Origin of the sequence: Ravibacter arvi, from assembly GCF_039540405.1 — a bacterium.
In the GTDB taxonomy this organism is placed as follows: domain Bacteria; phylum Bacteroidota; class Bacteroidia; order Cytophagales; family Spirosomataceae; genus Ravibacter; species Ravibacter arvi.
The window spans coordinates 351,485-377,173 of the sequence record NZ_BAABEY010000001.1 but is presented as its reverse complement, the minus strand read 5'-3'; the positions used below and the strand labels follow the sequence as shown (position 1 = coordinate 377,173).

The 25,689-nt window shown below is 51.3% G+C and carries 21 protein-coding genes; 19 read left to right on the top strand and 2 right to left on the bottom strand.

All coding sequences use genetic code 11. The annotated features are described in order from the left end of the window. Positions 1-126: 126 nt before the first annotated feature. From ABD852_RS01485 to ABD852_RS01475, 3 genes are all read left to right on the top strand, one after another. On the top strand, positions 127-1,803 hold the full coding sequence (locus ABD852_RS01485; RefSeq protein ID WP_345026215.1) for a SusD/RagB family nutrient-binding outer membrane lipoprotein: 1,677 nt from the start codon (positions 127-129) through the stop codon (positions 1,801-1,803). A 96-nt stretch (positions 1,804-1,899) separates the two neighbouring features. Continuing rightward, a complete protein-coding gene (locus tag ABD852_RS01480; RefSeq protein ID WP_345026214.1) occupies positions 1,900-2,364 on the top strand; it encodes a hypothetical protein in 465 nt (154 codons plus the stop codon). A gap of 19 nt (positions 2,365-2,383) precedes the next feature. Continuing rightward, positions 2,384-2,842, top strand: a complete 459-nt coding sequence (locus ABD852_RS01475; RefSeq protein ID WP_345026213.1) for a hypothetical protein — start codon at positions 2,384-2,386, stop codon at positions 2,840-2,842. 72 nt (positions 2,843-2,914) lie between these two features. Here ABD852_RS01475 and ABD852_RS01470 read toward each other — a convergent pair whose 3' ends face one another. Both ABD852_RS01470 and ABD852_RS01465 read right to left on the bottom strand, forming a co-directional pair. Beyond that, complete coding sequence (locus ABD852_RS01470) at positions 2,915-4,072, bottom strand: glycosyltransferase (protein ID WP_345026212.1); 1,158 nt, start codon at positions 4,070-4,072, stop codon at positions 2,915-2,917. Next, positions 4,057-5,043 carry a lysylphosphatidylglycerol synthase domain-containing protein gene (locus ABD852_RS01465; protein ID WP_345026211.1) on the bottom strand — a complete coding sequence of 329 codons (987 nt, stop codon included), beginning with the start codon at positions 5,041-5,043 and terminating at the stop codon, positions 4,057-4,059. Before ABD852_RS01465 ends, ABD852_RS01470 begins: the two co-directional genes overlap by 16 nt. Here ABD852_RS01465 and ruvC point away from each other — a divergent pair. The 16 genes from ruvC (at position 5,042) to ABD852_RS01385 (ending at position 25,678) form a co-directional block, all read left to right on the top strand. After that, positions 5,042-5,623, top strand: coding sequence for a crossover junction endodeoxyribonuclease RuvC (gene ruvC / locus ABD852_RS01460; RefSeq protein ID WP_345026210.1), 582 nt, complete (start codon positions 5,042-5,044; stop codon positions 5,621-5,623). The two genes, ABD852_RS01465 and ruvC, sit on opposite strands and share 2 nt — an antisense overlap. A 157-nt stretch (positions 5,624-5,780) precedes the next feature. Further along, positions 5,781-6,638, top strand: coding sequence for an SGNH/GDSL hydrolase family protein (locus ABD852_RS01455; protein ID WP_345026209.1), 858 nt, complete (start codon positions 5,781-5,783; stop codon positions 6,636-6,638). Positions 6,639-6,955: 317 nt separating this feature from the next. Beyond that, a complete protein-coding gene (locus tag ABD852_RS01450) occupies positions 6,956-7,807 on the top strand; it encodes a sugar phosphate isomerase/epimerase family protein (protein WP_345026208.1) in 852 nt (283 codons plus the stop codon). Positions 7,808-7,846: 39 nt separating this feature from the next. Then, entirely contained in the window at positions 7,847-8,662 is an 816-nt protein-coding gene (locus ABD852_RS01445) for a 3-keto-disaccharide hydrolase (RefSeq protein ID WP_345026207.1), read from the top strand. An 82-nt stretch (positions 8,663-8,744) separates the two neighbouring features. Further along, positions 8,745-9,788, top strand: a complete 1,044-nt coding sequence (locus tag ABD852_RS01440; RefSeq protein ID WP_345026206.1) for an aldose 1-epimerase family protein — start codon at positions 8,745-8,747, stop codon at positions 9,786-9,788. Positions 9,789-9,862: 74 nt separating this feature from the next. Next, positions 9,863-11,080: a class I mannose-6-phosphate isomerase gene (locus tag ABD852_RS01435; RefSeq protein WP_345026205.1), complete on the top strand. Its 1,218-nt coding sequence runs from the start codon at positions 9,863-9,865 to the stop codon at positions 11,078-11,080. A gap of 52 nt (positions 11,081-11,132) precedes the next feature. Beyond that, positions 11,133-12,176, top strand: coding sequence for a sugar phosphate isomerase/epimerase family protein (locus tag ABD852_RS01430; RefSeq protein ID WP_345026204.1), 1,044 nt, complete (start codon positions 11,133-11,135; stop codon positions 12,174-12,176). A 62-nt stretch (positions 12,177-12,238) separates the two neighbouring features. Beyond that, positions 12,239-13,399 (top strand): Gfo/Idh/MocA family protein, encoded by a 1,161-nt coding sequence (locus ABD852_RS01425; RefSeq protein WP_345026203.1) that lies wholly within the window; start codon positions 12,239-12,241, stop codon positions 13,397-13,399. A 114-nt stretch (positions 13,400-13,513) separates the two neighbouring features. Further along, entirely contained in the window at positions 13,514-15,034 is a 1,521-nt protein-coding gene (locus ABD852_RS01420; protein WP_345026202.1) for a sugar ABC transporter ATP-binding protein, read from the top strand. Positions 15,035-15,169: 135 nt separating this feature from the next. Continuing rightward, complete coding sequence (locus ABD852_RS01415; RefSeq protein ID WP_345026201.1) at positions 15,170-16,111, top strand: ABC transporter permease; 942 nt, start codon at positions 15,170-15,172, stop codon at positions 16,109-16,111. Between the two features lie 18 nt (positions 16,112-16,129). Next, positions 16,130-17,023: a sugar ABC transporter substrate-binding protein gene (locus ABD852_RS01410; protein WP_345026200.1), complete on the top strand. Its 894-nt coding sequence runs from the start codon at positions 16,130-16,132 to the stop codon at positions 17,021-17,023. Positions 17,024-17,342: 319 nt separating this feature from the next. Beyond that, complete coding sequence (locus tag ABD852_RS01405) at positions 17,343-17,948, top strand: RNA polymerase sigma factor (RefSeq protein WP_345026199.1); 606 nt, start codon at positions 17,343-17,345, stop codon at positions 17,946-17,948. Further along, entirely contained in the window at positions 17,945-19,006 is a 1,062-nt protein-coding gene (locus tag ABD852_RS01400) for a FecR family protein (protein WP_345026198.1), read from the top strand. Before ABD852_RS01405 ends, ABD852_RS01400 begins: the two co-directional genes overlap by 4 nt. Before the next feature lie 141 nt (positions 19,007-19,147). Continuing rightward, the gene (locus tag ABD852_RS01395) at positions 19,148-22,486 is read left to right on the top strand and encodes a TonB-dependent receptor (protein WP_345026197.1); all 3,339 of its coding nucleotides are present in this window, start codon (positions 19,148-19,150) and stop codon (positions 22,484-22,486) included. A 147-nt stretch (positions 22,487-22,633) separates the two neighbouring features. Further along, positions 22,634-24,328, top strand: a complete 1,695-nt coding sequence (locus tag ABD852_RS01390) for a RagB/SusD family nutrient uptake outer membrane protein (RefSeq protein WP_345026196.1) — start codon at positions 22,634-22,636, stop codon at positions 24,326-24,328. 81 nt (positions 24,329-24,409) lie between these two features. Beyond that, positions 24,410-25,678, top strand: a complete 1,269-nt coding sequence (locus ABD852_RS01385) for a TolB-like translocation protein (protein ID WP_345026195.1) — start codon at positions 24,410-24,412, stop codon at positions 25,676-25,678. Positions 25,679-25,689: the final 11 nt, after the last annotated feature.

Here is a 25,689-nt window from a genome sequence, read left to right as displayed (position 1 = left end):
CATAACAAAAAAACACCCCTCACAGCTCACCGCTCACTGCTCATGTCTTTTACAAAAAACAGCTTGAGTTGTAAGGGTTTGCCTTAGAAAAGCCGCTCACAACTCACCGCTCAAACCTCATTACCTATGAAACACTTAAAAACTCTATATCAGCTCCTCTCTGCGCTTTTGCTGACGGGGCTGTCGTCGTGCACCAACCTGCTGAATGAAGCCAATATCAGTCCGAACGTAGTGGACCCTGCGGTATCCAATCCGAATATGATCATGCCCAATATCATGGTCCCGATGGCCAATAAGTACCTCGATTGGGGATGGGGCAATATCAGCGGTACTATGCAGCACATCCAGCATGATGGCTGGTACGGAGGAGTCAACCATTATGAATGGGCGCCGGAGGATTGGAATATCTACTACGACGCGCTCCGTAACAATGAATTCCTTCTCAAAAGCTCCGGCAAGTTCCACCAGGGAATAGCGCTTACGATGAAAGCCTTTATATTCGGCAACATCACCGACTTCTGGGGAGACGCGCCTTATACGGAAAGCCTGAAAGGCGACAAAGGGCTGTTCGAGCCGCAATACGACAGCCAGGAAGTGATTTATAAAGGGGTTATCGAAGACCTGAAACAGGCTGCGGCCATTTTTGCCACCGGGGACAATTCAGGGTACCTGAGCGGCTATGATACCTTCTATGGGGGTGACGTGGTAAAATGGCATAAATTCGCCAACAGCCTGCTGCTTCGCTATTACCTGCGGGTGTCAGAAAAGCTGCCGGATCTCGCCAAAGCGGGTGTTGAAGCGGTTTACAACTCCGGGGTGTATCTTACCTCATCCCCGGAAGATGCTACGATTAGTTTCGTAGGCTCTTCGGCGTCCAATATGTGGCCGTACATATTTAAGCTGGACCAGGTGGGACAGTCTAATTTCCGTCGTATAAAACCTGCCCAGACCTTGTTGTCTCAATTAATGAAAACACAGGATCCGCGCCTGCAGGTATGGTTTGCGCCGGTCCATGTACAGTGGGTTGCTGATAAAAGCCTGCCCAAACCCGTGGATGATTATATTCGCAAAGACGGTGTTCCCACCAACATGGCCTACGCAGACGATGTTACCCTGAAAGCGTTAATAACCGACGGCCATAAGCTGACCAAGCGGTTTAACCCCGATACCTACACGGGAGCTCCGCTGGACACCAACCTGTTTGTCGGGGTACCGGCCGGTATGAGATGGCCTGACACCTACAACGGCAATCCTACCCCCGGACAAACCGTTGAAAACCAGCACGTATCCCAGCTTTCGGATCTCTACCGGTATTCAAACGACAACCGTTTCCTGAAAGGCAAGCTGATTTCGGCGTCCGAAGTGGCCTTTATACTTGCCGAAGCTGCTCTCAAAGGTTACCAAACCGGCAATGCCAAAACACACTATGAAAACGGGATCCGGCTCTCGCTACAGGCATGGGGGGTAGAAGAACAATATGACCGGTTTATCGGCCGGCCGGAGGTTGCCTACCAGGGGAACCTCGAACAGTTGATCACGCAAAAATGGATCTCCAGCTGGACGATGAGCGCAGAAGCCTGGATGGATTTCAGAAGAACCGGATTGCCCCGTCTCGAAGCAGGCGCCGGCTCTGCTCAACCGGTGTTGCCCGTACGTTTTATATACGGCGACAAAGAGTTGTCCCTCAATCGGCACAACGCGAATGAGGCCATTAAAAAACTTGAAAAAACGCAGTACGCGATCCAGCCCAACAACCAGTGGTCCAAGCCCTGGGTGATCCAGGGAACCGGCAAGCCCTGGTAGACGCTTGTTTTCAAAAAACTTCCGGGTATTTCACCAATTAGCTGGTGGAATACCCGGGAATTTTAAAATTGTGGTGTTTAAAAGTAGCTTAAAACAATGTTTTCAAAATCACGCATTAACGTATATTTATTTGCATCTCTCGTTCTTCTGTCGGGTTGTTCCAAACCACAAGCGAGTCCTCCGCTTAAGCACTATCATTTTACAGCTTGCGCCGGTGCTTTTTCGTCACTTATATTCTCCATCCCCGGTGATCCCGAGAAAGTTGGAAGCTGGACAAGCGTTACAGTTCGGCGTGATTTTGGCAATCCTACCACCTTATTGCTCCGGAATAAAATGCTTCCGGACCGTACCATAGAAATAGGTAAGGGCAACATTGATACGACTTTCCGGATTGCCGACAATGGCAAAATGACCTCCTTTTTCTTTTTAACACCTAAATCCCGTCTATCCTCTGAACAAAGAAGATTACTGGTAAAAAAAATAAAAATCATCTCCTTACCGCATATTGACAAAGAACCTTTCGAGGCTCTCGGCGCCATTGAAATGATCGTCAGACGTTAAAGACTATACACGAATTCGTATGGGAACATTGGTGAAAATATTTAAGATTATTGGAAAAATAATCGGTGGTATCCTGGCAGCTGTCGTCATAATTACTATTGCCGTTTCGGTTTTTCTCTTCGGCTTGTTTAAGATACGGAACATTTCGTATACACATGTTCTGGAAGTAACCGAAGAAGATCGCTTTGTTCAGGGCATGTATATTCCTTTCGAAGATATGCAGAGTATCAGAGGATTTAAAATAAGTGCAAGTGGGGAAGCCTACCAGGACTGTATGCTGATCGTTACCTATTCAAACGGCAGGAGTTCACAATACAATTCTTCCAGTCCTACCTACCGCTTTTTTCTGCCAAAAGGCAGGATGCGGATTGATGAATACTCCATAAATTTTTACAATGAACAAAATGTCAGCGTAGTTGTCAGAGGCATTGATAACGACAAAGAAGCAATGGGAAACTTCCGTGTTAAGATCAGATAATCCTATATCGAAACAGCTACCTTTCTGGTTTTGACAAAATTTTCGGCTTAGCCGCAGAAACGAGAAAATCCATCACCGCAGCTCCCGGCCTTTCCATACATAGCGGCTTTTCTGCCCGGCCAGCCCGAAATACACCACGTAGAAAGGGTAGAGTACCTGGACAAGCGGTATGCAGGCAATAGACCGCTGCTTTCCCAGAAAACGGAGCACAGAACTAATGAAAAGCCATTCCGGCAATATCTTGAACCCGATAAGTGCCAGCCAGGTATAGCCGGAAAGCTGTCCGAACGCATACCAGAGCCCGGCAACCAGCAGCATCAGGTTGCTCAGAAAAATAAAAACCGCCAGTACCTTCGGCGCCGGGCTGCGGTAGAATTTCCATTTGCTGGCCCATCGCTGGCGCTGGTTTCTGAATCCCTTCCAGTCGGTATGCGGAGCAGTCCGGACGATGGCTTCGGGAGACTTCAGAAAGACAATCCCCTCCGGGTATCGCTGCGCAATTTTTTGCAGGAGCAGCTCATCATCCCCGGAAGCGATCTGGTCTACTCCTTCAAAACCACCCACTTCAAAGAAAACCGACTTTTCATAAGCAAAATTAGCCCCGTTGCACATATTGGGCCGCCCTGCCGCGATGGCACAGGCCCCGCTCCCAACCAGGCTCGAGAACTCAACAGTCTGAAGATGATCGGTCAGCTTTGATTCGGGTGTAAAGGTCACCGGGCCGCTCACGCATCTGGCTCCCGACTCCCGGAAGCAGGCAACCAGTGTTTCCAGCCAGGCCGGCCCCACCCGACAGTCTCCGTCGGTAGTCACGACGTACTTTCCAGTCGCTTTCTGAAGGGCCGAACTGATGGCCCGCTTTTTGGGTGAAGCAGACCGGTTGTCAGACAGTTCAAGCAAATGAAGGCGCATCGAAGTTTTTTCCGCAAACGCCCTTACCAAGGCCGCCGTGGCGTCCGTTGACGCATCGTCGGCTATCCAGATTTCATACAATTGCTTTCCCAACGACTGTCGCTCCAGGTCAGCAAGCAGGGCCCCGATACGGACCGCTTCATTCCGGACCGGGACAATCACCGAAATGAGCGTTTCCGTTCCGGCGCCATTCATTGTTCCGGCGGGTTGAAAAACACGGATACGCGACCAGGTCCGCCAGAGCCACAAGGTAAACACCGCGTAACCCGCTGCCAGCAGCCAGAAAAATATTTCCACAAAAATCAGGCTCGCTTCCATACCCAAAACCAACCAAACACTGCGGGGAACAGGATATTGGTTGCCCAAATTAAAAAAGTTACTGCCAGCACATCGTCGGGCGCTATCCCGAATATACCAAAGATAAGCACGGCGCTTACACCTCTCAAACCCAGATCCCCCAAAAGGTTCAGCGCCGGTAGAACGGTTTTTACCATCAGAACCAACGATACGCATGCCGCCATTTCCGGGACACTCATCGGGAACCCGAACAGCAGCAAGCCTGCGACGAACTGTCCTGCATAAGTCAGATACCTTAAAAGCCCTATAGCAAACGCAGTCAGTAGCTCGGCATTATCGTATAGCGCAATTACGGCCAGCGACGACTTTACCCGTCCCCAAATTCCATTTCCCGGCAATTTCAGGACCAGGTATTTCCGGAACGCGAACGCGAGAACCCCGGCTAAAACGATTACTCCCAGGGCAGCCGCCACCATTTTTTTGGCCGGTCCTGTTGCCGGTAAAACTTCCCATAACTCAAAAGCGCCCCAAATTCCTGTAAAAACTGCAGCATAAAACTGAATACCGCCGGAAATGAGCGCTGCACCGATTGCGCTCGACCGCGAGGCTACTTTTAACGCCGCGACCCGTCCTACCACATCCCCGATCTGTGCAGGCAAAGCCAGCCCCGAAAGCAGACCGGCAAGGGTGCTTCCCACCGCTTCGGAAAACGTAATCCGCTGTACCTTACCCACAAGAAGCTGCCATTTCCTGCTCTCGAGCGCCCAGTTAACCGGTACGAGAACCAGCAATACCAACAGCCAGACGCCCTCGCCTCGGGTAACGTGAAAGCCCACAGATTGCCATACATCACTCAAGTTTTTTCCATCCCTGCCCAGTGCCTTCCACAGAACAAAAAGCAGTCCTGCCGTAGCCACAATCCGCCAGACAAATGTCCAGCGAAGTGTCAGCCGCTGCCCGTTCTCTGCAAAGAGTTTTCTAAATTGCGCCATGAGTATTCAGGAAAAGCAGTCTGACAAGATTATCATGGGCGTAGACCCGGGCACACAGGTCATGGGATACGGGGTGATTGCAGTGAGTGGCCAGGAGATGCGTTTGCTTCAATATGGAGTGATAAAACTGAACAAATATAGTACCCATGAGCTGAAACTGAAGAAAATTTTCGAACGGATGATCCAGCTCATAGAAGAGTACCTTCCGGATGAAATGGCTATTGAGGACCCTTTTTTCGGCAAGAACCCGCAATCCATGCTCAAGCTGGGGCGAGCGCAGGGCGTAACCATGGCTGCGGCGCTTTCCCGGAACATACCCATCGTGGAATATTCCCCCAGGAAGGTAAAACAGTCGGTTACCGGCAACGGCAGCGCCACCAAAGAACAGGTCGCCTATATATTGGAAAAGATCCTTCAACAGCCGCTCAACAAGGAATTCCTGGACGCCACCGACGGCATCGCCATTGCAATCTGCCATCATTTTCACGCCAACTCCCCTGCTACTACGGTCTCAAAAGGAAAAGTAAAAAAAGGCGGCTGGGCTGCTTTTGTAGAGGAGAACCCGGGGCGGATGAAGTAGGGAGAGGGGATGTCAGAAATCGGAAATCGGATGTCGGATGTTGGAAATCGGAAATCGGAAATCAAAAATCAGAAACCAGAAATCAGATGGAAACAGCAACTTAACAAACTAAAAAGGGCTGATTTCCGACATCCGATTTCTGACAACCATAACCTTTATGACCTCCCCATTCCTTCGCTTAGGCCTTCGGGCTTTCTTTGTGCTCACAGGTTTGCTGCTCTTGTCCGGTTCTCCGAGAAAGGTGGTATGGACAGCCCTGGGCGATTCCATCACCTATCTCAATGACCACCCGGAGCAAACCGGTAACCGGATCACCAAAGGCTATCTTTCGCTGATCACCGAAAAACATCCGGAGATCAGCTATATCAACAAAGGCTTCAACGGCTGGAGCGCAGTTCGGATTGCCGAGAAAATTGAAACCCTCGGACTGGAACCTTCGGACGTGTACACGATATTCCTGGGCACCAACGACTGGTGGCAGGGGCAGCCGTTGGGAACCTTTTCCGATTACCTGGACAATACCGGGCCGGGCACGGTCAGCGGCGCTTTTCGAATTATCCTCGACAAATTTCGCCGGCTCAACCCCCAGGCCAAAATCATCCTGATCACACCTTTGCAACGAGGCGATTTCGTGCATATCTCGAATTTTAAAAACAATGCCTACGGCTCGTACAAAGCCAAAAACGGCCAGGAACTTGCCGACTTCGCCAAAATGATCGTCAGGATCGGCCGGCACGAAAAAATTCCTACCGTAGACCTGTTCCGGAAAAGCGGTATTACCTCCAACAATATGGTCAGATTCAAACGACTGCGTGAGCCCGGAAAAGCATCCTATAAAAATTTCGGGTACCCGGAATACTCAGAGATTCCTTTTGACCCGGAAAAAGACGAATACCCCTACCCCGCCGAGGCCATTTACATGACCTATGACGGCCTGCATCCGTCGGACGAAGGCTATCGGCTCATCGCCGGAAAAATTCTAAAAAAATGGAAGCCCGGAAAAGGCAACCGGTGAAAATTTCCGCCTGTAATTTTAGCAGGCTCCTGAAGCATCAAAACCGGCTTTCCAGTATACCTCCACAGGAATGTACAGGATAGTAAAAAGCGCATAAGAATGAATTTTTGAGTTAAAGAATAGGGATTTTTCAAGTTCAAAAACTTCGTATAGTGCAATTATTACCGAAATAAAATTAACGCGCTGATTGTATTTTTCGAATTCACGAATCCATAAACAAACACCTTTTCTGGTGTTTTTAACACAATATCAAACTGAATACAAAATTGACCTTTCCGATTTTGTACAATTAAAACCAAAAAACTACAGTCAATCTGATGAACAAAATAGGTTTCAATGTTCTGGCCTGGACAGCGGGTATTTCGGAAAGCCTTTATCCGATCATAGAGCGCCTGAAAACAATAGGTTATGACGGCGTAGAACTGTTTATCAGCAATCAGGACGTTGAAGTTTTCCGGCAGGCCGGCGATTTCATCAGGAGCACCGGCCTGGAGGCCACGTCGGTTTTTGTGCTTGGAAAAGACGAAAACCCGATTGATCCTTCGCCGGCTGTCCGGGCCCGCGCCCTGGATGCGATCAAGCGTAAGATCGACCGCGCCCAGGCATTGAATGCCTCGCTCATTGTCGGGCCTTTTCACTCAGCCCATACCGTGTTTGCCAACCATGCGCCGGAGGAGGACGAATACAAGCTTGCGGCCGAAGTGCTTCATGCCGCAGGAGCGTACGCCGCCCAGGCCGATATTACGCTTTGCCCCGAAGCACTCAACCGTTTTGAGTGCTACCTCTGCAACACCATGGAACAATTGCTGAAGCTCGTCAGGTTGGCTGACCATCCGAACGTGCAGGGTATGTTCGACTCGCATCACGCGAATGTCGAGGAAAAGAGCTTTGCCGGAGCGATCGAAACCATATCGCCGGTGCTGCGCCACGTGCACATCAGCGAGAACGACCGCGGTACCCCCGGCGAAGGACATGTCAATTTTGATGAAATATTTGCCTCGCTCGCGCAGCAGCAGTACAAAGGCTGGCTGACCATCGAGGCATTTTCCAGGAACGACCCGGATTTTGCAAATGCAATCGGCGTCTGGCGGGAGTTCTCAAAACCCTGGGACATTGCAGAGAAAGGCTATGCCTTCATCCAATCGAAAATTGCCCAATACCATTTATAACTATCTCATTTCAAATAAAAAGGATTTCCTAAGCTAAACATGAAAACTAACTTTCCATCCAAAGACAAAGCAATTAACTGGCTGCTGGCTGCTGCCGTTCTAGTCAACGTTTCGTGCACGCAACAGCAGACCAATGAAACTACAGCTGATACCACCCAGGTCGCGCAGGAAGTAAAAGCCGGTGACTTCGTATCCATTTTCGACGGCCAGTCTCTTAACGGATGGGAAGGCGATACCAGCTACTGGCGCGTGGAAAACGGGGTTATCACCGGCGAAATCACCCCGGCCAAACCCTTGGAAAAGAACAGTTTCCTGATTTGGAAGGACGGTCAGCCCGGCGACTTCGAATTCAAGGCCAGCTTCAGAATTTCTGAATCCGGGAATTCCGGCGTCAATTACAGAAGCGAAAAAGTAGCCGACGTCCCCTTTGCGCTCAAAGGCTACCAGGCCGATATTGACGGGAAAAACAACTACACCGGCCAGAATTACGAAGAAAGAAAACGTACCACCCTGGCTTATCGCGGCGAAAATGCAACGATCAATACCCAGCCCAACGCCAATGACCCTGCTTCGTTCAAAGCCAATCTTAAAAATAATGCCTGGCTAAGCAGAGAAGTAACCGGATCACTCGGAACAGCAGATGAGTTAAAAACCCACATCAAACCAGGCGACTGGAACGAAATCCATATCGTAGCAAAAGGCAATAAGCTCCAGCACTTCATAAACGGTGTCCTGATGAGCGAAGTACTCGATAATGACGCCGCCAATCGTTCCGACAAGGGTTTTCTCGGGCTTCAGATCCATACCGGACCGCCTATGAAGGTGGAATACAAAAACATTTCAATCAAACAATAACCCGCATTGCGACTATCCTAAATACCCCCTTCGTGCCGGCGATTCCGACGCCCTTAACCAGTTTGATTCTTACATTCATCAAATGCCAACTCCCGACCTGACCGGCCTTCACTGGCAAGACAAAATTTCACACCCGGCCCAAATGGGCGGTATAGAAACTTCTGTAATCGACAACGGTCCCGGGCGCGGCACCAGAATTGCCTGGATCAATACCGGGACGGGGTTTCGCTACAAAGTGGTGGTCGACCGCGGAATGGACATAGCCGACGCCTTCTATAACCAGTACGGCCTGGCCTGGATCAGTCATGTGGGCATCGTATCGCCCCAGCCCTTTTCCAATAAAGGGATCGACTGGCTCCGAACCTTCACCGGCGGGCTGCTCACCACTTGCGGGTTGTCGCACGTGGGCGGACCGGAAAATGATGAGCACGGAGAACGCGGGCTGCACGGACATATTGCAAACCAGCCCGCCGAAATAGTCGCCATTTCCCAGCCCGACCCGCTGCGTGGTATCATGACATTCAGCCTGACCGGCCTGGTGAAGGAAACCAAGCCATTCGGCCCCAGCCTTGAACTTCGCCGGACACTCTCCGGCACACTCGGGAAAGCGGAGCTTGTTATTCACGACGAGATCACCAACCGGGGCAACACACCGGCGCCGCACATGCTGCTCTACCATTTCAATTTTGGCTGGCCACTGGTCGATGCGGGTACTCAGATTAACTGGGACGGAAGCTGGACTACCCGGAAAGGGGACCAGAACGGTACGATCTTTCGCCCGGGAAATGATTTCAAAACCTGTCCGCCTCCGCTGGGTTCGCATCTCGGCAGCGGCGAAGAGGTCGCATTTATCAACCCCGGTGAAACAAACGGTATCAGCTCCTGCGGGCTGTACAATCCGGCACTCAAACTAGGGGTTACGCTAAAATTCAACAAATCGGAGCTTCCGTGGCTGACCAACTGGCAGCACTGGGGAAAAAACGAGTACGTGACCGGGCTGGAACCCGGTACTCACCCGCCGATCGGGCAGGCAGCAGCCAGGCAAAACGGCTCGCTCGCGTGGATTGAGCCCGGCGAAACGAAAAGCTACCAGCTCACCCTCGAGGTCAAAGAGAACGGATCGTAGCGATTTCTTCCAAAACAAACAGACTTTTATTATATTCAGGATCTATTCGTAATCTTTCAAGTTTAATATTCACAATGGCAGAAAATAGTATAGCCAAAAGGGCATTGGAGCAAGGTAAGGGTGTACTAAGGCTTACACCAACATGGGTACCCAGGTCTTTCTGTGTACCGGGAAGAAGGATCAAACTTCATCCGGACGACTATTACGTGCTGGGAGGTGAAAGAGGCGGTATAGATGAGCGTTGGTTGTCTTCCACCACACCTGCCAAAAACGGCCCGCTGACCGGAGAACACGAAGGGCTTTCCTTTATTATCCTCGAAGAAAACGGAACGGAGCACAAAGTACTCCTTAAAGATGCCATTGATGAGCTGAAAGGCCAGATCATCGGCGACCGCCTCTGGAATGAATACCAGAGCTGGCCGATGTATTCCAAATTCTTTGACAACATGGGGCCGCTCCCCCACCATATTCACCATAACGATGAGCACGCAGCGCTGATCGGGCAAAAAGGAAAACCTGAGGCCTATTATTTCCCGCCCCAGCTCAACAACCACGGCGGTGATTTCCCCTATACTTTCTTCGGTATCGCCCCGGGTACAACCAAAGAGCAGATCCGTGAATGCCTGGTGAACTTCACCAAAGGCGACAACAAAATAACCAACTACTCCCAGGCATTCAGACTTGAGCCGGGCACGGGTTGGGACGTACCGCCGGGAATGCTCCATGCACCGGGAAGTATGTGTACCTATGAGCCCCAGAAGGCTTCCGATGTTTTTGCAATGTACCAGTCCCTGGTGAACGAAGCCATCATCCCCGAAGAGCTGCTGTGGAACGGCACTCCTGAAGACCGGAAAGGCGACTACGACCAGTTGATGGAAGTAATTGACTGGGACCTGAACGTGGCTCCGAATATTCTTGAGACCCGGTTCATGGCGCCTAAACCCGTAAGACCGATTGAGGAAACCGAACCGGAAGGCTATATAGAAAAATGGGTTTGTTACCGTTCGGAGGCATTTAGCGCGAAGGAGCTTACCGTGCTTCCCGGAAAAACTGTAACCATTAAAGATGCGGCCGCTTACGGCCTGATCGTGATGCAGGGCCACGGAAAGCTGGGTGTCTGGGACATCGAAACCCCGGCGCTGATCCGTTACGGACAGAACACGAGCGACGAGTTTTTTGTCACCGAAAAAGCGGCGCAGGAAGGCATTACCATCAGCAACCCGTCGGCAAATGACCCTATCGTGATCCTGAAACATTTCGGGCCGAATAACCCCGACCTTGTGGTGGGTTAATACGGGCCCAAACCTTATCCGTCATTTTATTAACTTTTAAAACGTCAAGATAATGCCTGAGAATAATTTCCCTAAGCTGCATAATGCTACTTGGCCAGGAATAGTAGGAAAAGGCTCTGACTCTGAGCCCATCATTCCCTTTGAAACACTTTTGGAAAAAACGGCCGCTGCCGAAGTCGATGGTGTAAAGTTCGATGGTGTGGACATTGATTTGTTTGATGCCCATTTCAGCATCAACAGCTCTGACGACGATATCAAAAAATTAGCCGACCAGGTATCGGGCTACAACCTGAATATCGGGTCACTGGTTGCCCCCATCTGGCCTCCCGAAGGCGGCTCTGCAGCGGGTTCCGCGGCTGAAAGAAAGCAATTTGTGGAGCAGGTGAGAAAAGCGGCGAGAATTGGCCGGAAACTCCGCGAACTGGGTGTGAGGCCTTCGGGTGTCGTGCGCATCGACTCGGCAACCGGTGTCGGCGACTGGATGAAAAACCCGGCAGAAAACACAAAACTGATTGCCCAGACCTTTAGAGAAGCTGCGGATGCCGCCGCCGAATTCGGCGAAAGCCTGGCTGCCGAAGGTGAAATTTGCTGGGGCGGGATGCACAGCTGGAAAACCATGCTGGACCTGCTGGAGCAAACTGATCGCAAAAACGTAGGTTTCCAGGCCGATATGGCGCATTCGTCGCTCTATCTGCTTGGTTATAACCGCCCGGAAGACCGGATTCTGCCCGAAAATTTTGATTGGAGCGACCGCGCGACCCTCGATGAAGGATTTAAAAAGCTCACCGACGCGCTCCGCCCCTGGACCATTGATTTTCACGTGGCCCAGAATGACGGGACCGTTCATGGTACCGGTTCGCACGACAAAACCGGGAGGCATTGCCTGGCCACTGACCCGAACGGCAAGCTCGATATCACCCATCATGCAGGTTTCTGGCTGCGTGACGAAAACGGCGAGCTGACCAAACGGTTCCGCCACATCTGTTGGGACGGCTGTATGTTCCCGAACGAGGTGATGTACAAACAGGAAACCTGGAACAATATCCTGGCTGCCATGATCAAAGTGCGCAAAGCGCACGGCTGGTATGAAGCCTGATCATAAGAAATGTTTTTCCCCGACTTACGCGCAACAATTTTTGTGCTTAACGATAACCAAACATGTCCGATAAAAAACAAATGAGAATTGCCCTTATCGGTACGGGCTTTATGGGCCGTACGCATTCCAATGGCTACAGGAGGGTACCCAATTTTTTCCCGGAACTGGCCTACGAGCCTGTTTTACAGGTAGTTTGCTCGCGAAATGAAGCGAAGGTAAAGGCATTCGCCGAACAATGGGGATATGCTTCCTATGAAACGGATTGGCGGAAAGTGCTCCAGCGCGACGATGTCGACGCTGTAGATATCTGCACGCCCAATGACATGCATGCCGAAATCGCCATTGCCGCCGCCGAGGCGGGGAAAATGGTACTGTGCGAAAAACCACTTGCACGCACCGTCGCCGAAGGCCTGAAAATGGTGGAAGCGATTGAAAAGGCAGGTGTAAAAAACACCGTTTGGTACAACTACCGGCGAATCCCGGCGGTGATGCTTGCCAAACAGATTATTGATTCCGGTAAGCTTGGTAAAATTTACCACTACAGGGCCAATTTCCTGCAGGACTGGACCATCAACGAAAATCTGACCCAGGGAGGCGGTAACTGGCGTATGGACGTTGACTCGGCAGGGTCAGGGGTTACCGGTGACCTGCTTGCGCACTGTATCGACACAGCCATGTGGCTGAATGGCTCCATCAAGGATGTATCGGCCGTTACCGAAACCTTTGTAAAGGAACGTATTCACGAAAAAACAGGCAAAATGGAAAAAGTCGGGATCGATGATGCCTGTATTTTTCACTGCCATTTCGAAAACGGGTCACTGGGATTGTTTGAGTCCTCGCGTTACGCACGCGGGCACAAAGCGCTCTATACACTTGAAATTAACGGGCGGAATGCCTCCATCCGGTGGGATCTGCACGACCTCAACCGACTCGAATATTTCGACCATTCCGACGAATCGATTGTAAGGGGATGGCGGTCTATCCACGTCACGGACGGTGACCAACCCTACATGAACAAATGGTGGGTTCCCGGGCTTTCGGTCGGCTATGAGCACAGCTTCGTTCACCAGGTAGCCGATTTTCTGAAAGCAGTTGAAACCGGCTCCGAATGCCATCCCAATTTCCGTGACTCGCTGGAAACGCAGCGCGTATGCGAGGCGGTTATCGAGTCGGCTAACACCCGCGCCTGGAAAGATACAGGAGTGGAAACAGAATTGAAGTAGTATTCCGCAGTATCGGAATATGGCTTGACAACTGTCATTGAAAATGGGTATTCCATGGGATGTATATCTTGGGAGTACCCATTTTCTTTGACACAAAGCGATCTCAATCGAAACATGGGAGAAATTGATTCAGGCGATTCCCTGCTTGAGGTCAGGGGGCTTTCCAAATCGTTCAGCGGTATAAAGGCGCTTGACGGGGTATCCTTCGAACTGAAAAAAGGGGAAGTTCACGCCCTGATGGGCGAAAATGGCGCCGGGAAATCTACCTTTATGAAGATCCTGGCGGGCCTCCAGCCGCCGGATGCAGGGGAAATATGGCTGGAAGGCATTCCTTTTACGCCAAAAAATGCACGCTCTGCTTTAAAGAACGGGATTTCCCTGATCCAGCAGGAACTCCTGTTTGTACCGGAACTTACAGTCGCTGAAAACCTTTTCCTCGGGAAAGAGGTCACCGGTTTGGGGGGCAAGTGGATTAATGCGGATGAAACCAACCGGCAAGCCACCCTTTGGCTAAAAAAAGTAGGGCTGGCAGTTTCTCCAAAGGCCAGAATGAAGACATTGAGCATCGCCGAATTGCAGTTGGTTGAAATTGCCAAAGCGATTTCCAACAACGCAAGCGTACTCATGATGGACGAGCCTACCTCCGCCCTCTCCGAAAATGAAGTAGCACGCCTTTTCGAGATTATCAGGGAGCTGAAAAGCAAGGGTGTAGGTATTATCTACATCTCTCACAAAATGGACGAAATACTGCAAATCGCCGATACGGTAACGGTATTCCGCGACGGCCGGTACATAGATTCCAGACCGGCCGGCACCCTTGACCGCGATACGCTGATCTCGCTGATGGTGGGCCGGAAGCTCTCGGATCTTTTTCCATCCGGCTCAACCGAAAAAGGCGCCGCCATTTACGAAGTGAGCGGATTGACGCGCCGGGGAAGTTTCGAAAATGTTTCGTTCGACCTTCACGCCGGTGAGATTCTCGGGATTGCAGGCCTGGTCGGCGCCGGGCGTACGGAGCTCGCGCGGGTATTGTTTGGATTAGACCAGGCAGACCGCGGTACGGTGAAGCTGCACGGAGCCCCCCTATTGCCCGATTCACCGGCAACCGCCATCCGGAAAGGGATCGGCTACGTGAGCGAGGACCGAAAATTACTCGGCCTGGTCACCGGCATGTCGGTTCTTCAAAACATCACGCTTTCCAGCCTGAAAAAGCACGCGTCGTACGGCTGGATCAGGTCCGGTTCCGAGCAAAATGCCGCCGAATCGTTTGTCAGACGGCTCCGGATAAAATGCAGCAGCCTTTCCCAAAAGACCGAGACATTGAGCGGTGGTAATCAACAGAAAGTGGCCATTGCCAAAGTACTTCTCGCCAAACCCAAAATAATAATCCTGGACGAGCCTACCCGCGGAATAGACATCGGGGCAAAAGCGGAAATCTACCAGCTGATCCGGCAACTCGCAAGCGAAGGGCTTGGCATATTGCTGATTTCGTCCGAGTTACCGGAAATCACAGGCTTGTGCGACCGGGTACTCGTTCTCTCCGAAGGTAAACAAACCGCGCTGCTCACCAACGGCGAAGCCAGCCAGGAAAAAATTATGTATTACGCGGTGCCGGGGGTGAGGGATGAGGGGTGAGGGGAATAAAATTGGAAATCGGAAATCAGAAATCGGAAATCAGAAATCGGAAACCGGAAATCGGAAGTTTCACCGCGAATCTCAGGCTAACACCTCAAACCTCACGACTCATACCTCAAGGCTCAAACCTAATTTATGAAACCAAAAAGCGCCAACTACATCGGACAATATGGGATTGCCATCGCCTTCGCGGGAATCTGCGTGGTACTCGCCTTTTTACATCCGGCTTTCCTGACTCTCTCCAATATCAGGGTGATACTGACCCAGGTTTCGATCAACGCGCTGCTTGCATTTGGCGTCACGTTTGTGATCATTACCGGTGGGATCGATCTCTCGCTTGGTTCGGTATTGGCAGCGGCAGGCATTGTGGCGGCTCTGCTGGCCCATCCGGGGGAATATCCGCTGGTTGTGCCGATAGCGGCAGGTATCGGTTCCGGGCTGCTGATGGGGGCCTTCAACGGCCTTATTGTCACCCGCTGCAAAGTCCCCCCCTTTATTGTCACCCTGGGCACGATGACCATTGCACGCGGGCTCGCGCTGATTCTTAGCAAGGGAAGACCCGTTTCCAATCTCTCCGATTCATTTAACTTCATCGGCGGCGGGACATTTGCAGGAATTCCCTTCCCTATCCTGGTGCTGCTGGTCACATTTCTGGGCTGCGCGCTTTTGCTGAGCAAAACCACCTGGGGTCGTTATATGTATGCCGTTGGCGGAAACGAACTCGCCGCGCGGGCTTCCGGTATTGACGTAGGGAAGGTAAAAATGATGGTATACACCATTTGCGGCGGCCTGGCAGGCATGGCAGGCATACTCCTTACCTCCAGAATCACTACCGGTCAGCCCAATGCCGGCATGGGCTTCGAGCTGGATGCCATAGCAGCGGCTATCATAGGCGGCACCAGTACGGCCGGCGGTACCGGCAATATGGTAGGAACCTTGCTGGGCGCACTTTTAATAGGGGTGATCAGCAACGGGCTCGATCTTATGAACGTTTCATCTTACTACCAATTGGTGGTAAAGGGTTTCATAATTGTTGCAGCAGTAGTGCTCGACAGCTTTAATAAAAACAGGCATTAAAATTAAAACATTCCGCAAATGTACAAGCGCATTCTTCCTATTGCCCTTTTGAGCGCAGCCATATGGAGCTGCTCGGGTTCCGAAAAAGCCGGCGGGCCCGTCATTGGTGTATCCATGTTAAGCCTTCAGAATGAGTTTGTCGTCAATGTCGCCGACGAGATCGAAAAGAAGGCCGGCGAAGCGGGCGCCAGGGTAATCATTGTGGATGCCGAACGTTCTGCGCTCAAACAGGTGGAGCAGGTGGAAAGTTTTATTGCGCAGAAAGTTGACGCCATTATTCTGAACCCCTGTGAAGTGGAAGCCAGCTCTCCCGCTGTTGAAAAGGCGAAGGCCGCCGGTATTCCGGTCGTGAATGTGAACTCAGAAACAAACGCGGTTCCCTCGGCTTTCGTAGGCTCCGATGATGTGGAAGCCGGCAGGATCGCGATGCGCTACATCAACGAGCAATTGAAAGGCAAAGGCAACGTGCTCATGATGCATGGCTATATGGGGCAGGCAGCGCAAATCCAGCGCGACAAGGGTGCAAAAGAAATTCTGGCCCAAAACCCCGGACTGAAACTACTGGCCGAGCAGAGCGGCCAGTGGGACCGTTCCAAAGCTATGTCGCTGACCGAAAACTGGATCCAGTCTTACGGACCGCAAATCAACGCCATATTTGCTCAGAACGACGAAATGGGTATGGGCGCAGTAAAAGCATTGACCGAAGCCGGCTTGAAAGACAAGGTAATTGTAGTCAGCATCGACGCCATTCCCGATGCCCTTGCGGCAGTCAAAAAAGGTACGCTCAATGCTACCGTGTTTCAAAACGCTGCCGAACAAGGCTCGAAAGCAGTGGAAACCGCATTAAAGCTGATCAAAAAGGAAGAAGTTGAGGAAAAGGTGATTATTCCTTTTAAGCTGGTGACCGAGTGAAATCGGAAATCAGAAATCGGAAATCAGAATTCGGAAATCAGAATTCGGAAATCGGAGGATAGAGAATAGAAATCGGCCGCGCTGCACAAGTATGTTTGCTTTGTCATCTGAGCAAGCAGGCCTATGCAGCGCGGCCGATTTCTGATTTCTGATTTCCGAAATCCATTCATGCTACACGACCCGGTAGGGAGACGGGACCCAGTGTACGACTTCTCTCAAAAAAAAGTATATTTTTTTCAGGACTTTCTACAAAAAGACACCTCTAATATAGAAAAGGCAAGGTGTTTCCCGATCTCCAGCTCAAACATGTAGCAACCTGATGCAAAGCCCGAAAACGTTAAAAACTTTAAATCACCTCGCGCAAAAGCACTTGTTGGAAGAAAATGCGCCCCAAATCTGGCAGTCCTTTAAACAAGGAAACGAAGACGCATTCAACGAGCTCATAGAACTCTATTACCCGTCACTGCTTAACTACGGCCTGCGGTTCCAGAAAGACAGGGAACTTGTAAAAGACGGTATCCAGGACCTGTTCCTCGAACTCTGGAAAAACCGGAACTCTATCGGCGACGTCCGCGTGCCTAAAAGCTATCTCCTGGTGTCCCTGCGGCGAAAACTCCTCAGGGAATCTGGCAGGATCCGATGGATGAAGGAAGCTCCGGAAATTTCGGATGACTACGATTTTGAGGTCCAGTTTGCGATCGAAACGTACCTGATCAATACCGAAATTCAGCATGAAGACCTTAAAAAACTAAAAAAATGCCTGGCCCAACTGACCAGGCGCCAGCGCGAGGCAGTGTATCTGCGATTTTATCAGGAACTCAGCTACGAGGATATCGCCGACGCGATGAGAATTAACAGGCACTCTGCCGTCAACCTGGTCTATGAGGCCATCAGATTCATTAAAAATAACTGGATCTACCCATGAAAAGCTATGAACAATATGCCCTGGAAGACTTTGTCCAGGACTTTTACTTCCGTCGATGGGCGTTGGGTATGCTGGATCCTAAAGATAATTTCTGGGAGACCTGGAGCGAATCCAACCCTGATAAAAAACTGTTAATGGAAGAAGCAGCCAGCATGGTCGTCGGGCTGGCCTTCCGGCCGGAAGAAGTAGACGAAGCGGAAATTACCCAGGTGATAGCCCGCATCGGCCAGCAGATTCATAAACCACCGTTTTTCAGAAGAAAATGGTTTTCCTACGCAGCAGCGATACTTATGCCTGCCTTTATCTTCGTGACGCTGTGGGGCTACCTTAAAGATCATTATCGTACTGAGAAGGGCGATCTCCGGACCACGGAATCCGGTACCGCCTGGAGCGTCAATCGGAGCGGCAAGGTAATAACGATCCCCCTCCCTGACGGCAGCCTCGTAAAACTGTCTCCTGCCAGTCGCCTGATGGTCGACAAACAGTTCGGCAAGGTATATCGCAAGATATGGCTGGAAGGGGAAGCTTCTTTCGATGTGGTCAGGAACCCGGAACATCCCTTTGAAGTGTATGCTCACAACGTCGTAACCAAAGTATTGGGTACGGTTTTTCATGTGAAAGCTTACGAGGATGACGAGAACGTATCTGTTTCCGTCTCGTCCGGCAAAGTCACGGTTCAAAAAGCCCGGGAAAAACAGGAGACGGACGAAGCCATCGCCGAAATGGTGCTGACACCGAATCAGCAGGCAGTTATTTCGAGAAAGAACGATAAGATCATCAAGACGCTCATAGATGCTCCGGCTATACTGAAACAACCCGACCGGTATGGCCACTTCACATTCAATGATACCCCGATCACGGAAGTATTTGCCGCCCTCGAACAAGCCTACGGTATCCCGATTGCATACGACAAAGAAAAACTCGCCAAATGCAACCTTACCGCCAGGATGACAGAAGAAGATCTCTTCAACAAGCTGGATCTTATCTGCGAAACGATACCGGTAAGCTACCGGGTAACCGATGGCCAGATCCTCGTCGACGGCCCCGGGTGTGATTGAATACACAAAAAATCCGGCAGCACTGCGAATGCCGCCGGACAATTGCCGGGGAAACCGCTGCGAACGGTCTCCCCGCGAAGTTCTTGCCCAAACATTCTGAACTATGTTAAACAAAAACCGCCTTTACGGCAATTCAAATCTATGAAATACCATTTACAAAAGCATGATCTGCTGTTTAGAATCATGAGGATCGGCATCCAACAAATTAGCATGCTGCTGCTGGCCGTGAGTATTTCACAGGCCACGATGCTTCCGGGGCAGAATATATTGGAACAGCAGATTTCGCTCAGAGCCGAGAACAAGACATTGAAATCCGTGCTCTCCCAGGTCGAAAAGGCGGCCAATGTCACCTTTATGTACAGCTCGAAAGTAGTCGGGGCAGAGCGTAGGATCAATGTTTCTGCCGCAGGTCAACCCCTTGCGCGGGTACTCCAGACCTTGTTCGAACCGCTGGGACTGACTTACAGGTTAAGCGGAGCGCATATCATCGTAAGCCGTTCAAAGACCCTGGAAAACACGGCCGATCACCTGGTTCCCCTCCTGTCACGCATCCGGTCCCCCGCGGAAAAGACCATTACCGGAACCGTCACGGAAGCAGGAAAGGAGCCGCTTCCGGGCGTAAGCGTGCTGCTGAAAGGCACGCACAAGGGAACGGTGACCGATCCCACCGGAAAATTTATACTGACACTCAACGACAGCGAACTCAGGTCTGACGCCATACTGGTCTTTTCATTCGTCGGATTTATCTCCAAAGAGGTCGTTATCGGCAACAGGACGCAAATTGACACAGAGCTGGAAGTAGACACCAAGTCCCTGGAAGAAGTGGTGGTGGTGGGGTATGGCACCCAGAAAAAGGTAAATCTCACCGGTGCAGTAGACGCCATTAAGGCGGAGGACATTGTTTCCCGTCCTGTCGGCCAGGCCTCCTCTGCTCTTCAGGGGCTCGCACCCGGTGTAACGGTCATGCAGCGTTCGGGAAAACCTGGCGCTGACGGCAGTACGATCAGGATACGGGGAATCGGCACCCTGGGGAATTCAGACCCGCTGGTGCTGGTCGATGGCGTTCCGATGAACCTTAACAATGTAGATGTCAATGAAATAGAATCTATTTCTGTACTCAAGGATGCCGCCTCTGCCTCTATTTATGGCTCACGGGCTGCCAACGGGGTTATCCTTGTCACGACCAAAAGAGGGAAAAGCGGGCAATTTTCCGTCAACTACCGCAATAATTTCGGGTGGCAGGAACCCACTGCAACGATGAAGAAAGTGAGCGGTTACGACCACATGGTGATGATCAACGAAGCAAACCGGAATGTAGGTCGAAACGCCCCTTTTGCAGATGACTACGTGGAGGCCTACCGGCTCAACGCACCGTCGGATGAGTACCCCGAAACTAACTGGCACAAGGAAATGGTAAAATCACGGGCCTTCCAGCAAAACCACTATGTCGGCATCAACGGTGGGGGCGAAAAAATGAACATACTGGGTTCGGTTTCCTATATGGACCAGGACGGCCTCATGGATTCCAATTTCAAACGTCTCAACCTTCGTCTCAATACCGATATCAAGGTAAAGGACAACCTCCAGATCGGGCTGGATATAATCGGCCGGAACGACAACCGGCAGGAACAGCCTCAGCAATTGGGCTGGCTGCTACGCTACCCACACAACATACCCGGGAAGAATGAAGACGGCAGCTGGGGTGTCGGCTGGGATGGCCAGAACGGCTGGGCTTCTATGAAAGAAGGTGGCTATAACAGTGACAAACGACATGAACTCATGGCCAACCTGAAAATGAACTGGCAGCCTTTCGAGGGGTTCAACCTGCTCCTGCAGGCGGCACCCAACATCAACTACCGGCATAACAAATCCTTCCGCAAGCATGTCAACCTGTACTTTCCTGACGGCCTTATCATCAACCCGAGCGAATTCAGGGCCACGCTGAACGAGCAATATACCAAGTCGGTTACAAACAACTACCGGGCAATAGCCGACTATTCAAAAAATATAAACGCTCATTCGTTTAAGGTGCTGGCAGGTGTGGAAGCCATCGATTACCGGGAGGAATGGATTTCCGGCTTCAGAGATCAGTACCCGCTGGAGAATTATGACGTGCTGAATGTAGGTTCCGTAGCCAACCAGAGGAACGAGGGATCCGCAGCAGAATGGTCGCTCCTGTCCTACTTCGGGCGCTTTAATTACAGCTTCGGCGACCGGTACATGCTTGAAATGAACCTCAGGGCCGACGGCTCGTCCCGTTTCATAGGGGACAACAAGTTTGGCTTCTTCCCCTCTTTATCCGCCGGGTGGCGAATTTCCGAAGAATCGTTCCTGGCGGACGTAAAATGGATCAATGAATTGAAAATCCGGGGATCCTGGGGAACGCTCGGCAACCAGGAGATAGGCAACTATCCGTTCGCCTCCGCAATCACAATGGGGCAGAACTACATTTTTGGCCCTGGAATTCCGGGCCTGGGCGCCGCATTGATCAACGCAGGCAACCCCGGCATCACCTGGGAAAGCACCAGGATGTCGAATATCGGTATTGACGCCAGTATCGGGGATTTCGAAGTAACGGCAGATTATTACATCAAGAACACGCACGATATTCTGCTGCGGCTGCCGGCACCCCGTATTGCCGGTGTAATTGAACCTGTACAAAACGCCGGGAAAGTCCGCAATACCGGCTGGGACATCAGCCTGGGCTACAGGAAGAATTTCAACGGGCTGCAGGTTGGTTTTTCAGGCAACCTGTCGGACGTGAACAACCGGGTCATGGACCTGGTGGGTACGGGCCCCTACATCTACGAACGGGAAATCAACCGCCAGGGCAGCCCCTTCCGTTCGCTGTATGGTCTCCGCGCAATCGGCTACTTTCAGAACCAGCAGGAAGTTGACAGCCATGCTACCCAGTTCGGGCCGATGAAACCGGGTGATATCAAGTACGAGGACATTAACAACGACGGAGCCATCAATGCCGAAGACAGGGTCATCATCGGTAATACAATCCCGAAATACACCTATGGACTCAACCTTTCTCTTGGCTATAAAGGCTTTGATCTTAATGTATTCGGTCAGGGCATCGGAAAGGTGGACGGCTACCTCGACAATTTCGCAACGATGGCCTTCTACCTCGGAGGTACCGCCCAGGAGTGGCACAAAGACCATTGGACGCCCGAAAACCCAAATGCACCCTATCCGCGGTTAACTTTCAACTATCCCAACAACGAACAGATATCGTCGCAGTGGGTACGTAGCGCTGCCTATTTCAGGTTAAAAAACCTGCAGTTGGGATATTCCGTACCGCAAGCGGTTGTCAGGAAGCTGAATATAAACAAGCTAAGAGTATTCGGCAGCGCGCAAAACCTGCTTACCCTGCATAAATTCTATGACAGCTTCGACCCTGAAGCGCCCGTAGGCCAGGGAGACTATTACCCGCAGGTTAGGGTATTCGTGTTTGGACTCGAACTATCATTTTAGGGGTGAGGTGTGAGGTTTGAGCTGCAAGGTGTTAGCCGTAAGGCTTGAGCTGCAAGGTGTGAGCTTCAAGAACCTCAAACCTCACCGCTCACCCCTCAAACCTCACACCTCAAACCTCACCGCTCACCGCTCAAACCTTTTACACAGATGAAACTTAAAAGCATTATACTGATTATCGGTACCTTTTTCGGTTCTGCGCTCTTTACGGCGTGCGACGATTACCTGGACCGTCTCCCGCTTGATCAGCCCTCGGACGCAACTTTCTGGAGTACCGAATCTGAACTAAAAATGGCAATCAATGCCGTTTACAGAAGCCTATACTGGACGGACAGGACTACGGCGACGGCGCTCAATACCCATCTCCCTCTGCCGCTTCTTTTTGACTTCGCTACCGACATCAGTTGGGACCGGAACCTTAACGTATGGCAATTGATAGGACAAGGACAGGTTACGGCAGTCGAAGGCACACTGATCTTCCCGCTCTGGAGCCATGCTTATGCCCAGATCGGGCATTGCAACCGGCTGCTGGCTTACATGCACCGTGCAGAAGCAGTCACCAATCCGCAGGTATATGCCCGTATTGCGGCCGAAGCCCGGTTTTTCAGGGCATACTGGTACCATTGGATGATCAACCTGTACGGAGACGTACCTTTTATTACCGAACCCGTAGCAACCAGGGATGCTGCCCTTCCCAGAACAGGCAAGGATGAAATTTACCGGTTTCTCATCAGCGAGCTGGACGCAGCAGCTGAAGTGCTGCCTGTGGAATATCCCGCTGCCGAAAAGGGACACGCCACGAAGGGGGCGGCACTCGCGCTGAAAGCGCGGACTGCACTTTATGCGAGCGACTGGGCAGCGGCCGGCACAGCCGCAAAAGAACTGATGGACCTCAATAAATATTCCCTGTATCCCAGCTATGACAAATTGTTTACCTATGAGGGCCAAAATAATTCGGAAGCGATCTTTACGATACAATTCAGCCGTACCAACCAAATGGTCCACCAGACCCCATCGCACACGCGCGGGCGGCTTGCCGGAGGGTTTGTCACCAAAATTCCCACCCAGGCCCTGGTCGATTCCTATGAGTGCATCGACGGCCTGCGGATCGATAAATCTCCCCTCTATGACCCCACAAATCCTTTCAAAAACAGGGACCCTCGGCTCTATGCAACCATTGTTTATCCAGGCTCTGTTTTTCTCGGCTACCAGTTCGAAACACACCCCGACAGCCTGACGGTATGGGACTATAACCAGACCCCGGCCAGGAGGGTCGGCAACCAGGAGGTCACCAACCCTTACGCCACTTTTTCGGGCTATATGTACCGCAAGCACGTGTCATCGGATGCCAGGGAGTTCAACAGCCAGTCTGAATTGCCCATCATGTTATACCGCTATGCTGAAATATTGCTGACCTACGCTGAAGCCCGGATAGAGCAAGGCCAGATCGACGAATCGGTTTACTCCGCTATTAACGCGGTACGCACCAGGGCCGGCCTGCCTGTTATCACCACCGGCAAATCCGCGGATCAGCTGAGGCAGATCGTAAGGCAGGAAAGAAAAGTCGAGTTTGTATTCGAAGGTCAGCGCTACTTCGACATCCGCCGCTGGAAAATTGCCGAGCACATAATGCCCGGCCGCCTTTATGGAAGGCCGCTGAGAGAATATAAAGCAAAGTATATTCCCCGGTTTGACGAATACGGACATCCCCACTACGACGCCTATGCCAGCGAGCTGCGTATGTTCGATACCCGCATTTTCAACCCGGCTAAAGACTACCTTTTGCCTGTCCCCCAGCGGGAAAGGGATATCAATCCAAACCTGACGCAGAACCCACTTTACTAGGCGCTGAAAATGAAAATAGCAGATCCGATTTACAAAACTGAACTGCGCACCGGTCTTCTTTTCTTAAAGAGATGCTGCGTTATGCTGCTCCTATGTTGCCTGTTTACCGGAGTTAAAGGGCAGGGTCTTCTGACTCCCGGAGTTTCGGCCGATCCCCGCATTTCAATAAAAAAGGTAGCTACGGGCCGTATCATACATCGCTTCCACGACACCTCACCCATCAGCCCGTCGGGAAGGTATATCGCGCTTTTCCGGATCCCGTTTGAAGATCATTACCCGGTAGAAGGCGATTTCGGGGAAGTCGTGCTGGTCGATCTTGTTTCCGGGAAGGAAGAAGTAATAGCAAAATCATTCGGCTGGGAAATGCAGGTAGGCGCTAACGTGCAATGGGGCGGATCCGATAACGAGCTATTTTACAACCAGGTTGACACCACGAACTGGGAAGCTTTTACCATTCTCTATAATCCGCAGACCCGCAAAAAAAGGAGAATCAACGGGTGGACCTTCATGGTTTCGTCTGACGGCAAAAAGCTGGTGAGCCATAACCTGGTCAATTCCATCTATGCACAGTCCGGCTACGGGGTAATTGTGCCTGAAAAATTCAGGGCAAGACATCACGGTCTCACGGGCAAAGACGGCATTTTCGTTACCGATGTAAAGAGCGGAAAAAGCAGGATGGTTATCAGTCTGGAAGACATGTACAAACAAGCAAAGCCTGCAGTGGGAATCCCCGATCCGGAAAACTACCAGGTGTACGGGTTTAAAGCGATGTGGAACCCCCAGGCAACGCGCATTATGACCTGCATGCTTTTTTATCCCAAAGACGGGGGCAGACGCAAAGTAGCCGTTCTCACCTTCAGGCCTGATGGCTCCGACGTCCGGACTGCCATTACCACCTCGCAGTATGCCAAAGGAGGCCATCACATGGCCTGGATGCCTGACGGCGATCACCTTTCTATCAACCTGAATGTGAACGACAATAAGCAGGGCCTGGAAATCGTAACCGTAAAATATGACGGCAGCGACCTGAAAGAGGTTTTCCATCCCGGTTCGGGCCATCCAAGCTTTCATCCGAAAAACCTGCCCCTTGTAGTAACCGATTCGTACCGGGACGAAACGAGTGTTACACTGAACGACGGATTTATACCGGTAAGACTGCTCAATACGGAAACCGGGAAAGAAACACTGATTGCTAAAGTCAGGATTCCCGATGTTACGAATAGTTCTTTCCGCCTGGATGCCCATCCGACCTGGGACCGTACCGGAAGATTTGTCATCTTTAACGGGTACGGCGACGGAAGCAGGGGAGTTTATATTGCAGATCTACAACACCTTACCCAAACCAAATAAAAAGTACTGGA

What these genes read in the sequence shown, in the direction of transcription:
- ABD852_RS01485 (WP_345026215.1), top strand. Translation starts at nt 127, where the DNA reads ATGAAACACTTAAAAACTCTATATCAGCTCCTCTCTGCGCTTTTGCTG.
- ruvC (WP_345026210.1), top strand. Translation starts at nt 5,042, where the DNA reads ATGAGTATTCAGGAAAAGCAGTCTGACAAGATTATCATGGGCGTAGAC.
- ABD852_RS01395 (WP_345026197.1), top strand. Translation starts at nt 19,148, where the DNA reads ATGAAATACCATTTACAAAAGCATGATCTGCTGTTTAGAATCATGAGG.
- ABD852_RS01445 (WP_345026207.1), top strand. Translation starts at nt 7,847, where the DNA reads ATGAAAACTAACTTTCCATCCAAAGACAAAGCAATTAACTGGCTGCTG.
- ABD852_RS01385 (WP_345026195.1), top strand. Translation starts at nt 24,410, where the DNA reads ATGCTGCTCCTATGTTGCCTGTTTACCGGAGTTAAAGGGCAGGGTCTT.
- ABD852_RS01465 (WP_345026211.1), bottom strand. Translation starts at nt 5,043, where the DNA reads ATGGCGCAATTTAGAAAACTCTTTGCAGAGAACGGGCAGCGGCTGACA.
- ABD852_RS01415 (WP_345026201.1), top strand. Translation starts at nt 15,170, where the DNA reads ATGAAACCAAAAAGCGCCAACTACATCGGACAATATGGGATTGCCATC.
- ABD852_RS01455 (WP_345026209.1), top strand. Translation starts at nt 5,781, where the DNA reads ATGACCTCCCCATTCCTTCGCTTAGGCCTTCGGGCTTTCTTTGTGCTC.
- ABD852_RS01480 (WP_345026214.1), top strand. Translation starts at nt 1,900, where the DNA reads ATGTTTTCAAAATCACGCATTAACGTATATTTATTTGCATCTCTCGTT.
- ABD852_RS01475 (WP_345026213.1), top strand. Translation starts at nt 2,384, where the DNA reads ATGGGAACATTGGTGAAAATATTTAAGATTATTGGAAAAATAATCGGT.
- ABD852_RS01430 (WP_345026204.1), top strand. Translation starts at nt 11,133, where the DNA reads ATGCCTGAGAATAATTTCCCTAAGCTGCATAATGCTACTTGGCCAGGA.
- ABD852_RS01450 (WP_345026208.1), top strand. Translation starts at nt 6,956, where the DNA reads ATGAACAAAATAGGTTTCAATGTTCTGGCCTGGACAGCGGGTATTTCG.
- ABD852_RS01410 (WP_345026200.1), top strand. Translation starts at nt 16,130, where the DNA reads ATGTACAAGCGCATTCTTCCTATTGCCCTTTTGAGCGCAGCCATATGG.
- ABD852_RS01435 (WP_345026205.1), top strand. Translation starts at nt 9,863, where the DNA reads ATGGCAGAAAATAGTATAGCCAAAAGGGCATTGGAGCAAGGTAAGGGT.
- ABD852_RS01390 (WP_345026196.1), top strand. Translation starts at nt 22,634, where the DNA reads ATGAAACTTAAAAGCATTATACTGATTATCGGTACCTTTTTCGGTTCT.
- ABD852_RS01400 (WP_345026198.1), top strand. Translation starts at nt 17,945, where the DNA reads ATGAAAAGCTATGAACAATATGCCCTGGAAGACTTTGTCCAGGACTTT.
- ABD852_RS01470 (WP_345026212.1), bottom strand. Translation starts at nt 4,072, where the DNA reads ATGGAAGCGAGCCTGATTTTTGTGGAAATATTTTTCTGGCTGCTGGCA.
- ABD852_RS01425 (WP_345026203.1), top strand. Translation starts at nt 12,239, where the DNA reads ATGTCCGATAAAAAACAAATGAGAATTGCCCTTATCGGTACGGGCTTT.
- ABD852_RS01420 (WP_345026202.1), top strand. Translation starts at nt 13,514, where the DNA reads ATGGGAGAAATTGATTCAGGCGATTCCCTGCTTGAGGTCAGGGGGCTT.
- ABD852_RS01405 (WP_345026199.1), top strand. Translation starts at nt 17,343, where the DNA reads ATGCAAAGCCCGAAAACGTTAAAAACTTTAAATCACCTCGCGCAAAAG.
- ABD852_RS01440 (WP_345026206.1), top strand. Translation starts at nt 8,745, where the DNA reads ATGCCAACTCCCGACCTGACCGGCCTTCACTGGCAAGACAAAATTTCA.